This window comes from Sphingopyxis sp. (genome assembly GCF_036402335.1).
In the GTDB taxonomy this organism is placed as follows: domain Bacteria; phylum Pseudomonadota; class Alphaproteobacteria; order Sphingomonadales; family Sphingomonadaceae; genus Sphingopyxis.
This window is the reverse complement of record NZ_DASWTD010000265.1, coordinates 1-11,628: the sequence shown is the minus strand read 5'-3', so window position 1 is coordinate 11,628 and position 11,628 is coordinate 1. Positions and strand designations below refer to the sequence as shown.

Here is an 11,628-nt window from a genome sequence, read left to right as displayed (position 1 = left end):
CGCGGCGCTCATCTGGCTGTGGGCGGTCGAGGGCGCGAAGCCCGATCGCTGGGACCTGATCGGCGCCGCGGTCTGCCTTGGCGGCGCGGCCATCATATTGTTCGGTCCGCGGGGGAGCTAGCCCGCGTTTGGCAGTGCCTGTTCAACCAGCGGCGCCAGTGCTTCGGCTACGACTTTCACCCCCTTCGCATTGGGATGCATATTGTCGCCAAGCATCAGCGATTTGTCGGTCACGACATTGTCGAGGATGAAGGGATAAAAGCTGGTCGCATATTTCGACGCGAGTTCAGGATAGATCGGGTTGAACTTCTTTGCATAGTCGCCGCCGAGATTGGGCGCGGCCATCATACCCGTGAGCAGGACGGGGATCTCGCGCTTCCTGAGCTCGGCGAGCATCGCGTCGAGATTGGCGCGCGTCTGGTCGGGACCGATGCCGCGCAGCATGTCGTTGCCACCAAGCCCGAGCACGACCAGCGCGGGTTTGGCCTTCGCATTGTCGAGTACATAGGTCAGCCGCTGGCGCCCGGCCGCAGTCGTATCGCCCGAGACGCCGGCATTCCGGACGCGCGCGACGACGCCGTCCTCGGCAAGCGACGCCTGCAACTGCGGTGCGAGCCCTTCCTTCGGGCCAAGCTGGTAGCCGGCATAGAGGCTGTCGCCGAACGCGATCACGAGCGGTGCGTCGGCGGGGATCGCCGGCGCCGTTTTCTCAGCAGCCTTGTCATTGGTCGAAGCCGACGGGTTTTCCGCCGATCCGCACGCGGCGAGCGGTTGGCAAAGCGCAATCGCGCAACCATATATCAGGAAAGAGCGCCATCCGGCCGTTCTCATTTCAAAGGGTCCCTTCTTGACCGACGCGCCTCGACCTTCGCCAGACCTGGCGATCGCCGCCCATAATGTGACGCTCACGCTCGGAAGCGACAAGGCCCCTGTGGAAATTTTGCGCGGCGTCGATCTGGAAGTCTCCGCAGGCACCTCGGTCGCGCTGCTGGGACCGTCAGGATCGGGCAAAAGTTCGCTGATGGCGGTGCTCGCCGGGCTCGAACGCGCCAACGGCGGCAGCATCCGCGTCGCGGGGCTCGATTTTGCGACGATGGACGAGGACGACCTGGCGCGAGCCCGGCGCGGGCGCATCGGCATCGTTCTGCAAGCCTTCCACCTGCTCCCGACGATGACTGCGCTGGAAAATGTCGCGGTCCCGCTCGAACTCGCCGGAATTGCCGATCCGTTCGGGCGCGCCGCCGCCGAACTCGAAGCCGTCGGGCTCGGGCACCGGCTTACGCACTACCCAGCACAGCTTTCGGGCGGGGAGCAGCAGCGCGTCGCGATCGCGCGCGCGATGGCAAGCTCGCCCGCGATCATCTTCGCCGACGAGCCGACGGGCAATCTCGACACCGCGACCGGACAGGCGATCATCGAACTGATCTTCGCGCGCCGCGCCGCATTGGGCGCGACGTTGCTCATCATCACCCACGACCCCGAACTCGCCGAGCATTGCGACCGGGTTGTGGTGATGCACGATGGGCGGATCGAGGAGCGGGCGGCGTGAGCGTGGCGAGCCCATCCTCCCTGTGGCGCAGCCATGGGGAGGTGGCAGCGGCGCAGCCGCTGACGGAGGGGCAATGGCGCTGGCGTCGCGGCCCCTCCACCATCGCCTGCGGCGACGGTCCCCCTCCCCATCGCTCCGCGACAGGGAGGATCTAATGCTGCCGCTTGTCACGCTCTGGCGGATCGCGCGCCGCGACCTTGCGACGCGTATTCGCGGCCTGCGCCTCCTCGCGGTTTGCCTTTTCCTCGGCGTCGCGACGCTCGCGGCAATCGGCAGCCTGACGCGCGGCATTACCTCCGAACTCGAAGTGCGCGGGCAGACGATCCTTGGCGGCGATGTCGAATTCAGCCTGCCGCAGCGCGAAGCCATGGCAGAGGAAATGGCGGGTTTTCGCCGCGTCGGCACACCGTCGGCGACGGTGCGGCTGCGCGCGATGGCGAACGATCCCGACGGCGAGGCTTTGCTGTCCGAATTGAAGGCGGTCGATGGCGCCTACCCGCTCTATGGCACGATGCGGCTGGAAAGCGGCGCGCGCAAAGGTCCGCCGCCGGCCGGCAATATCTGGATCGGCAAGGATCTCGCTTCGCGGCTCGAGCTGAAAATCGGAGAACGGGTAAAGTTCGGCGAAAAGGCGTTCCTGATCGACGGCATCATTGCCGAGGAGCCCGACAGGCTCGGCGAAGGCTTCACACTGGGACCCGTCGCAATCATCGGCCTTTCCGACCTGCCCGCGACGCAGTTGATCCAGCCGGGCAGCCTTTACGAGAGCAAATATCGCGTCCGCCTGCCCGAAAGCGCAAACCCCGAGGCAGTCGGCAAGGCGCTGACCGCCGAATTCCCCGACGCCGGCTGGGACATCACCGACAGCAGCAACGGTGCGCCGGGCACGCGGCGCTTCATCGAGCGCATGGGACAGTTCTTGTCGCTCGTCGGCCTCGCCGCATTGGTGATCGCCGGGATCGGCGTCGGCAATGGCGTCGCGAGCTATCTCGCGGGCAAGCGGCCGGGGCTCGCAACGCTGAAGGTGCTCGGCGCCGACAGCGGCACGGTGGCGCGCATTTACGGGCTGCAGATCCTTGCGGTCGCGGCGGTGTCGATTGTCGCGGGCCTGATCGTCGGCGCGCTCGCGCCCGCAATCATCGGCGCGATTGCGGGCGATGTGCTGCCGGTCAAACCGGGCGTTTCCATCTATCCGCTACCGCTTGGCGTGAGTGCGGCCTACGGCCTGCTCATTGCCGTCGCCTTTGCCCTGCCCCCGCTCGCGGCGACGCGGCACGTTCCCGCCGCGGGACTCTACCGCGCGACGGTCAGCGGCGCGGCGCGGATCGACCGGCAGACGGTTGTTGCAGTCGCGGCAGCGCTTGCCGCGATCATCGCGCTCGCGGTCGGTACGGCGCGCGAACCCTTGTTCGCATTGGGGTTCATCGGGGCCGCGATCGGACTGCTGCTCATCCTTGTCGGACTGGGCTGGCTGGTACGGCGCACCGCGAGCCGCCTGCCACGTCCGAGGCGCCCATTGTTCCGCCTCGCGCTCGCAAACCTCCACCGCCCCGGCGCCGCGACCGGCGCGCTGGTTGTGGCGCTCGGCCTCGGCCTTACCCTGTTCGTGACGCTCGCGGCGATCCAGACAAGCATCACCGCCGAAATCCGCTCGACCGTGCCGCAGCGCGCGCCGAGCTTCTTCGTGCTCGACGTGCCGCGAACAGAGACCGCGCGCTTCCAGACGATGGTGAAGGAGGCCGACCCTAAGGCCGAGATAAACATGATCCCGGCCCTACGCGGCAGCGTCACCGAATTTGCCGGGCAGCGCGTCGACGAGCTCGCCGAATTGCCCGAGGGGGCGTGGGTACTGCGCGGCGACCGCGGGCTGACTTATAGCCCGACATTACCCAACGGCAGCGAACTCGTCGGCGGTCAGTGGTGGGCGGCCGATTACAAGGGGCGGCCGCTGGTCAGCGTCGAGCAGGAGGTCGCGGCGTCGCTCGGGCTCAAGCTCGGCGACACGCTGTCGGTAAATGTGTTGGGGGTCGAGGTGCAGGCGAGGGTCGCCTCGCTCCGCACCGTCAACTGGGACAATTTCGGGCTCAACTATGTGCTCGTTTTCTCGCCGGGCACCTTCGACGCGGCGCCGCATAATATGGTCGCGACGGTCGCGGTTGGCCCCGAAGCCGAAGCCGCCCTGTCGCGCAGCATCCCGCGCGCCTTTCCGTCCGCGTCGCTGATCGCGGTGCGCGATGTGGTGTCGCAGGTCACGACTTTGCTGACGCAGATGAGCCAGGCGATTGCGGCGGCGGCGAGCATCGCGATCCTTGCCGGCATCGCGGTGCTGATCGGCGCGATCGCGGCGAGCCGCGAGCGGCGCGTTTACGACAGCGTGATCCTGAAGCTGCTCGGTGCGACGCGCGGCCAGATTTTGGGCGCGCAGGGCATGGAATATGCGGTGCTCGCGGGCATTCTTGCGGTACTCGCGCTCGGGCTGGGGCTGGCGGGCGCCTGGTATGTCGTGACGCAGCTGTTCGAGTTCGATTTCGCGCCCGACCCGCTGATCGTCGGGCTGACCCTGCTCGGCGGCGCGGGGCTGTCGTTCCTGATCGGGATTGCGGGAAGCTGGCCCTTGCTGTCGGCGAAGCCCGCGCAGGCGCTGCGCAGCCTTTAAGCCCTCATCCGTTCGTGTCGAGCGCAGTCGAGACACCCAGAAGGCGTGCGCTAACGATGGGCATCTCGACTTCGCTCGATGCGAACGGGAAAGAGGTCAGTTCATCAATCGCAGAAGAGCCGAAAGCCCCGCGACGCCGAGCACGACCGCGACGATGCCGCGCCACACCGGCACGGGCACGCGGCCGAACAGGCGCGTGCCGACATGGTCGCCGAGCGCCATCGGGACGAAGAGCAGCAGCGACAGGATGAAGAGCTTCATCGTCGCGAGGCCGAGCCAGAGCGAAGCGAGCGTCCCGGCGATGGCGGTCGCGAAAAAGACAAGCATCATCGACGCGCGCGCGACATCGGGGGTGATCCGCTGGCGAAGGTAAAAAGGCACGACCGGGGGCCCGGGCATCGCGGCGAAGCCGGTGAGGATGCCCGAGGATATCCCGGTGAAACCGATCGCCATGCGCCCCGGCCGGTGGCCATCGGGATGCTGCGGCATCAGGATCAGCAGGAAGGCGGCGATGGCGATGATCGCGATCAGCAGCCGCGCAACGTCGGGCGTCACCGCCTTCAGGGCGAGCATACCAAGCGGCGTTGCAAGCATCGCGAGCAGGCCGATGGGGAACGCGGTGCGGCGGTCGGCGCCGGCGGCGATACGCCGGAAGCCGACCGGGCCGATCAGCAATTGCAACAGGATGCCGAGCACGACCGCCTCCCCCGGCGGCATGATCAGCCCGAGCAGCGGTACGAGGATGATTGCCATCCCGAAGCCGGTAAGGCCGCGCACGAAAGCCGCGCCAAAGGTCATCGCCGCCGCACCGGCGAAGGTCCATGGCGCGAGGCCGACGAGGTGCGGCAAGTCGTTCACTGCGCCGCGGTTCCTGGCCCGAGCGTGATCAGCCACACATCGGGCGGCGTATTGAAACGGAGCGGCAGCATGCTGGTCCCGAGGCCGGCGCCGACGAATACGCGCTGGCCTCCGTCGCGAATATCGCCGCACGCAAAACGGTCGCCATAGCGCGATGCATAGGTAGGCGCACCGATGATCGGGAAGCGAATCTGGCCGCAATGGGTATGCCCTGCAAGGATCGCGGCGACAGGGCGCTTCACCGCGGGAACGATGTCAGGACTGTGCGCCAGAATCAGCGGCACGCCGGCGCCGAGCCGGTCCATCGCGGCGAGCGTTGCCGGGACATCGGCATGCCCCGAGTGATCATCGTCGACGCCGCCAAGAACTAGCGGGCCCAGCTTCACCGCCTCGTTCTGCAGCACGCGAAGGCCGCGCCGTTCGAGTTCGCCGCGCAGCGCATCGGGCTCGAAGGCGTGGTCATGGTTGCCTGGCACGACGACGACGCCGAGCGGCGCGCGCAACCCTGCGAGCGGCGCCACGACTTCCGCGGGCTTGTAGATATGCGTCGTGACGCCCTTTTCGCTGACGAGATCCCCCGCGACCAGCATGAGGTCGGGTTTCAGCCGGTTGAGATCGCCGACGATCCGCTTTACCCGTTCGGGCGGCATATCGGGGCCGGCGACGTGGATATCCGACAGCAACAACAGCTTCAGCGGCGGCTGACCGGTCGGCCAATCGGCAACCTCGATCGCCGCAGTCCGGATCACCGGGTCGCGCGTCGCGTTCCAATAGCCCTTGGCGAGCAGCACCGCGCCGGCAAACGCCAGCAGCAAGAGCCAGCGCAGCCAACGGCGCGGACGACGCTTCTCGGCCGCGATCAACTGCGCAGGTCGGGCGGGGTCGCCTCACCCTTCAGCATCGCGATCGCTTCGGCGAGCGGCATGATGCGCTGGCCATCCTGTCCGAGCGTGCGGATCGCGACGGTGCCTTCCTCGGCCTCGCGATTGCCGACCACCAGCAGGTAGGGGACTTTCGCAAGGCTGTGTTCGCGGACCTTGTAGTTGATCTTCTCGTTGCGCACGTCGCTTTCGGCGCGGATGCCCGCCGCGGTGAGCTGCGCCACCGCGTCCCTGGCATAAGCGTCGGCGTCCGACACGATTGTCGCGACCACCGCCTGCACGGGCGCGAGCCAGGTCGGGAAGCGGCCCGCGAAATGCTCGATCAGGATACCGATGAAACGCTCGTACGTACCGAGGATCGCGCGGTGGAGCATCACCGGGCGGTGGCGCTCACCATCCTCGCCGATATAGCTCGCATCGAGGCGCTCGGGCATCACGCGGTCGGACTGGATCGTCCCGCACTGCCACGTCCGGCCGATCGCGTCGGTCAGGTGGAATTCGAGCTTGGGGGCATAGAAGGCGCCCTCGCCCGGCAGTTCTTCCCAGCCATAATCGTCGTTCGCCATGCCCGCGCGTTCGACGGCTTCGCGAAGCTCAGCCTCGGCCTTGTCCCACATTTCCTCGGTGCCGAAGCGCATGTCGGGGCGCAGCGCGAGCTTCACCGCATATTTCTCGAAGCCGAGCTGCTTGTAGACGCGGTCGAGCAGCGCGCAGAAATCGCGCACTTCCTCGACGATCTGGTCCTCGCGGCAGAAGATATGGCCATCGTCTTGCGTAAACTGGCGCACGCGCATGATGCCGTGGAGCGCGCCGTGCGGCTCGTTGCGGTGGCAGCAGCCCATTTCGGCCATGCGCAGCGGCAGATCGCGGTATGATTTCATGCCCTGGCGGAAGATCAGCACGTGCGCGGGACAGTTCATCGGCTTCAATGCCATCCACTCGGCATCGTCGGAGACGATCGGGCCCTCGTCCTCGATGTTCGGCACCTCGTCGGGGATCACGAACATATTCGCGCGATATTTTCCCCAGTGGCCCGACTGCTCCCACTGGCGCGCGTCCATCACCTGCGGGGTCTTGACCTCCTGATAGCCCGAGCCGTCGATCGCGCGGCGCATATAGGCTTCGAGCTCGCGATAGATGCGGTAACCCTTCGGGTGCCAGAAGACGCTGCCATGCGCCTCTTCCTGCAGGTGGAACAGGTCCATCTCGCGCCCGATCTTGCGATGGTCGCGCTTCGCGGCTTCCTCCAGCCGGACGAGATGCTCATTGAGCTGCTTCTTGTTGAGCCAGCCGGTGCCATAGATGCGGCTCAATTGCGCATTCTTCTGGTCGCCGCGCCAGTATGCGCCCGACACGCGCGTCAGCTTGAACGCCGCTGGGTCGAGCTTGCCCGTCGAGGCGAGGTGCGGACCGCGGCACATGTCCATCCAGCCTTCGCCCGAGCGGTAAACCGTCAGTTCTTCGCCCTGCGGCAGTTCGGCCGCCCATTCTGCCTTGAAGGTCTCGCCCTCGGCCTGCCACTTGGCGATCAGCTTGTCGCGCTCCCAAACCTCACGCGTGAGTGGGAGGTCGGCGGCGATGATCTTGCGCATCTCCTCCTCGATCAGCGGCAGCTCGTCGTCGCGGAACGGGCCATGCTCGGCGGTCGGGGCGAAGTCGTAATAGAAGCCGTCACCCGTCGAGGGGCCGAAGGTGATTTGCGTGCCCGGAAACAGCTTCTGCACCGCCTCGGCCAGCACATGCGCATAGTCGTGGCGGAAGAGTTCGAGCGCGTCGGCCTCGTCGCGGCTCGTCACCAGCGACAGGTTCGTATCTTCCTCGAGCGGACGCATGATGTCGCGCAGTTCGCCGTCGATCTTCGCGGCGAGCGCGGCCTTGGCGAGGCCGGGTCCGATGTCGGCGGCGATCTGTGCCGCGGTAGTGCCGCGAACGACTTCACGGGCAGAGCCATCGGGAAGGGTCACGCGGATCATCTGGGACATCGAAAAACTGGCCTTTCTTGCGCAAAAGTGCGGCGCCCCTTTGCCAGCATGCGATATGGGCGGCAAGGGGCCGATTCACAACAAGGCTTGCAATGATACAATGTATCATTATCTGACGTGCGAACTCCTCCCGCGAAAGACAGATCATGTGCCTCCCTGCCGCGCGCCTGCGCCTTGCCGACCTGACGGGGATTGCCCTGTCCTTCACCTGCCTGCTCCACTGCCTTGCGCTGCCGCTCGCTCTGCTGCTCGCGCCTGCGCTCAGCCGCTGGATCGCGCTGCCCGAGGGGGTTCATGCGGCAATATTGCTACTCGCCTTGCCTGCGGCGGCAATCGCGATGCGCGATGGTTGGCGGCGGCATCGGCGTTTGGCGCCAGCGATACTCGCAGTCTCGGGGCTGGCCCTGCTCATGCTTGGCCTGTCGGCGCACGAGGGATGGATCGCAGCCGCCTATCCCGAAGCCGCCGACCGGCTGCTGACTTCGGTCGGCGCACTCACCCTTGCCGCCGCGCATCTCCTCAACTGGCGCTGGCGTCATCGTGGCGGCGGGCATGAACTGGCAGCATGACCGATGCACCCCGCCACCATATCGCCGCGGTCCTGCCACGCAGCGATCTTGATGCCAGCACCGCCTTTTACGAACGGCTCGGCCTGTCGGTCGTCAGCGACCATGGCCGCTATCGCCGGCTTGAGGACGGCAAGGGGTGACAGCTCCACCTGACCAACGAATCGGGCCCGACGAGACACTCGTGCGCATTGGCTGGCCGAGCCGGTTGATGGTCCGAGCATTTCATGCTGATGGGATGCTTGTCTTTATGTCAATGAGACTTGACTTTGAACCTAATCATATGTAAAGCTTGCTTGTCTATCGGATAAGGAAGTTTGACATGACGCAGGATGTTTCGACGCCCGGAACCCGCTTCTCCGGCCGCCATCCGGGCTTATGGGCGGCGGCGTTCGCGGCGGCGCTGGGCGTCATCGCCTATTTTGAGCATCGTGGACTGTTGGGCGGCTGGCGATCATTGCCGTTTGTTGCGGCGGCGGCACTGCTTCTCTTCCCGTTGACGAAGGCGGCGAACAATCGGCAAGCCGCGGCGGGAGCGTTGTCGCCGGCGACGCGGCGATACAATCGGCGCATGCTGATCTGGTCCATCAGCTATGTCTTGTGCCTGGGGACAGCGATGACCGTTCGCAACTATCTCGACCCGCAAGGCACCCTGCTGTGGGGGATCGCGATCCTGCCGTCGGTGCCGATGATCTTCTTCGTATGGACGCTGGCCCGTTATGTGGTCGAGGAAGAGGATGAATATCTGCGATATCGCCAGACCAGCGCCGCGCTGATCGGCCTCGCACTCGTCCTTCTGGTCGGAACGCTGTGGGGCTTTCTGGAAACGTTCGGCGTCGCCCCGCATGTACCCGCCTGGTGGGTGGTGCCGGTCTGGGCGATCGGTCTGGGGCTGGGCCAGATGATGATGACGTCGGCCGAACGGCGCGCGGACCGGACATGAAGAACCGGCTGAAGGTCCTTCGCGCCGAACGCGACTGGAGCCAGCAGGATCTGGCCGAACGGCTCGAAGTGTCGCGCCAGTCGGTCAATGCGATCGAGACCGGCAAATATGACCCCTCGCTCCCCCTCGCCTTTCGCATCGCCGACCTGTTCGGCATGCCGATCGAGGCGATTTTCCTGAAAGATTGAATCGCCATGAAAAAACGCATCTCCGTTGCCGCCATCTTCATCCTGATCGTCGCCCTTGTCGCCGGCCGCGCCGATGCGGCCGAGGCGCCGCGCACCGAAGGCGCCTGTTCGGCCGACCTGACGCTCGGCACCGCCGTGACCATTTTGAACGAAGGACAGGGTCCCGACCTCATCCTGATCCCGGGCCTGTCGACGCCGCGCGCGGTATGGGAGCCGACAGCGGCGCGGCTGAAGGCAAAGTATCGCCTGCACATCGTCCAGATCCGCGGCTTCGGCGACGCCGCCGGCCCCAATGCCGAAGGGCCGGTGCTCCCGACGGTGGTCGAGGATGTGCGCGGCTTTATCGAGGACTGCATCGTCGGACAGGACAAGCCCGCGCCCGCGATCATCGGCCATTCGATGGGCGGCCTGACCGGATTGATGGTCGCTGCCGAGGCGCCCGACCGCGTCGGCAGGCTGATGATCGTCGACGCGGTGCCCTTCATCGGCACGATCTTCGGCACAGCGAGCGTCGACGCCATCCGCCCGCAAGCCGAGGCGATGGCGGCGATGCTGCGCGCACAATATGGTCAGCCAAAGCCCGAAGGGCCCGTGACCGATCCGGGGTCGGCGGGGATGGTTGGCGGCATGTCGAATACGCCGTCCGGCCGCATCGCGATCGCCGGGTGGATGCGTAGCGCCGATCCGAGGGTCACCGCGCAGACCCTGTACGATGTGATGACAACCGACATGCGCGGCGAGTTGCCGAAGGTGAAGGCGCCCGTGACATTGCTTTATGCGCAGGATGACAGCGCGATGCCGCCCGAGCGCGCCAAAGCGGCGTTCGAACCGCAATATGCCGGCACTCCGCAATTCGGCGCGCAGATGGTGCCCGGCAGCCGTCACTTCATCATGCTCGACCAACCCGAAATATTCGCACGGGCGGTCGACGCATTTCTCGCGAAATAACGGCGCGCCGGCGGCCAAGCCTTGCGGGAGATACCATCTCCCGCTACGGCCGCGGCAGCCGGAAAGGAGCCCTCCCCCCATGATCAAGTCGCTCAAGCGCCTGTTCGTCGACCACCCGAAGAGCGTCGACGAGAATTACATCGAGCATTTCGGCGTCGCGTCGAAATTCGGCGTGACGATGATCTATGGCGGCCTCTGCGCGCTCGTTCACGCGGTCGTTCCAGGGTGGTGCATCACCACCGGCAGCGACACGATCAAGCGGCTCAACCATATCATGGTCGAACAGCGGCGCGCCAAGGGGCAGGCCGTGATGCAGATGAGCACGATCGACTGGGTCATCTGATCCCGGTGCGTTTCGTCCCCGCACAATATACCCCGTTCGCATCGAGCGAAGTCGAGATGCCCGCGGCTTGGCGCTATCTCGATGGGTGTCTCGACTTCGCTCGACACGAGCGGAATTAGAGAATGACTGACCCCGGCGTCCCCGATTATCTCGACCGTTCGGGTCGCCCGCGACTCGCCTTTCGGCACACGCCGGGCGCGGGTCCGGCCATCGTCTTCCTGCCCGGCTATATGTCCGACATGGCGGGCGGCAAGGCGACCGCATTGTTCGACTGGGCGGCAGCCGAGGGGCACGCATGCCTGCTGCTCGATTATGCGGGTTGCGGGCTCTCCGACGGCCTGTTCGCCGACCAGAATCTGCTCGACTGGCGCGGCGATGTGCTCGACCTGATCGACGCGAAAGTCCAGGGACCGGTCGTCATCGTCGGGTCGTCGATGGGCGGATGGCTCATGCTGCTCACCGCGCTCGCGCTGGCCCAGCGCGACGGACCGGCCCGCATCGCGGGGCTCGTCGGCATCGCCGCCGCCCCCGATTTCACCGACTGGGGTTTCAGCGACGCCGAGAAAGCGATCATCCTCGCCCAGGGCGCGCTGGTCGAGGAAACGCCGTACAGCGACCAGCCCTATGTCACGACGCGGGGTTTCTTTCAGTCGGGCGAGGCAAACCGGCTGCTCGATGCCGAAATCCCCCTCACCTGTCCCGTACGCCTGCTGC

General features: G+C 66.1%; 13 protein-coding genes and 1 pseudogene. 10 read left to right on the top strand and 4 right to left on the bottom strand.

Annotated features, from left to right (window positions below; translation table 11 throughout):
* Positions 1-121 (top strand): annotated as a pseudogene (locus tag VGD20_RS08395) (hypothetical protein); the annotation flags it as partial.
* On the opposite strand, the gene VGD20_RS08390 reads toward VGD20_RS08395, so the two are convergent.
* On the bottom strand, positions 118-831 hold the full coding sequence (locus tag VGD20_RS08390) for an arylesterase (protein ID WP_331134009.1): 714 nt from the start codon (positions 829-831) through the stop codon (positions 118-120). The pseudogene VGD20_RS08395 and the gene VGD20_RS08390 sit on opposite strands and share 4 nt — an antisense overlap.
* Positions 832-847: 16 nt before the next feature.
* Here VGD20_RS08390 and VGD20_RS08385 point away from each other — a divergent pair, with 16 nt between their 5' ends.
* Together VGD20_RS08385 and VGD20_RS08380 are read left to right on the top strand one after the other, a co-directional pair.
* The gene (locus VGD20_RS08385) at positions 848-1,549 is read left to right on the top strand and encodes an ABC transporter ATP-binding protein (protein WP_331134008.1); all 702 of its coding nucleotides are present in this window, start codon (positions 848-850) and stop codon (positions 1,547-1,549) included.
* Positions 1,550-1,703: 154 nt separating this feature from the next.
* Positions 1,704-4,205 carry an ABC transporter permease gene (locus VGD20_RS08380; protein ID WP_331134007.1) on the top strand — a complete coding sequence of 834 codons (2,502 nt, stop codon included), beginning with the start codon at positions 1,704-1,706 and terminating at the stop codon, positions 4,203-4,205.
* Between the two features lie 96 nt (positions 4,206-4,301).
* Here the strand turns inward: VGD20_RS08380 and VGD20_RS08375 are convergent, their stop codons facing one another.
* From VGD20_RS08375 to thrS, 3 genes are read right to left on the bottom strand one after another with little or no spacing between them, the layout of a single operon-like run.
* On the bottom strand, positions 4,302-5,063 hold the full coding sequence (locus VGD20_RS08375; RefSeq protein WP_331134006.1) for a sulfite exporter TauE/SafE family protein: 762 nt from the start codon (positions 5,061-5,063) through the stop codon (positions 4,302-4,304).
* On the bottom strand, positions 5,060-5,926 hold the full coding sequence (locus tag VGD20_RS08370; protein WP_331134005.1) for a metallophosphoesterase: 867 nt from the start codon (positions 5,924-5,926) through the stop codon (positions 5,060-5,062). Before VGD20_RS08370 ends, VGD20_RS08375 begins: the two co-directional genes overlap by 4 nt.
* Positions 5,923-7,926 carry a threonine--tRNA ligase gene (thrS, locus tag VGD20_RS08365; protein WP_331134004.1) on the bottom strand — a complete coding sequence of 668 codons (2,004 nt, stop codon included), beginning with the start codon at positions 7,924-7,926 and terminating at the stop codon, positions 5,923-5,925. The genes VGD20_RS08370 and thrS overlap by 4 nt, the downstream gene beginning before the upstream one ends.
* 146 nt (positions 7,927-8,072) lie before the next feature.
* Here thrS and VGD20_RS08360 point away from each other — a divergent pair, with 146 nt between their 5' ends.
* The 7 genes from VGD20_RS08360 to VGD20_RS08330 all read left to right on the top strand — a co-directional run.
* Complete coding sequence (locus VGD20_RS08360) at positions 8,073-8,495, top strand: MerC family mercury resistance protein (RefSeq protein WP_331134003.1); 423 nt, start codon at positions 8,073-8,075, stop codon at positions 8,493-8,495.
* Positions 8,492-8,635, top strand: coding sequence for a hypothetical protein (locus VGD20_RS08355; protein ID WP_331134002.1), 144 nt, complete (start codon positions 8,492-8,494; stop codon positions 8,633-8,635). Before VGD20_RS08360 ends, VGD20_RS08355 begins: the two co-directional genes overlap by 4 nt.
* A gap of 179 nt (positions 8,636-8,814) precedes the next feature.
* Entirely contained in the window at positions 8,815-9,435 is a 621-nt protein-coding gene (locus tag VGD20_RS08350) for a hypothetical protein (protein WP_331134001.1), read from the top strand.
* Complete coding sequence (locus VGD20_RS08345; protein ID WP_331134000.1) at positions 9,432-9,623, top strand: helix-turn-helix transcriptional regulator; 192 nt, start codon at positions 9,432-9,434, stop codon at positions 9,621-9,623. The genes VGD20_RS08350 and VGD20_RS08345 overlap by 4 nt, the downstream gene beginning before the upstream one ends.
* A gap of 6 nt (positions 9,624-9,629) precedes the next feature.
* Entirely contained in the window at positions 9,630-10,571 is a 942-nt protein-coding gene (locus tag VGD20_RS08340) for an alpha/beta hydrolase (RefSeq protein ID WP_331133999.1), read from the top strand.
* 79 nt (positions 10,572-10,650) lie between these two features.
* On the top strand, positions 10,651-10,914 hold the full coding sequence (locus tag VGD20_RS08335) for a DUF6356 family protein (RefSeq protein ID WP_331133998.1): 264 nt from the start codon (positions 10,651-10,653) through the stop codon (positions 10,912-10,914).
* Positions 10,915-11,036: 122 nt separating this feature from the next.
* A partial coding sequence (locus VGD20_RS08330) for an alpha/beta hydrolase (protein ID WP_331133997.1) occupies positions 11,037-11,628 on the top strand: 592 nt, incomplete at its 3' end.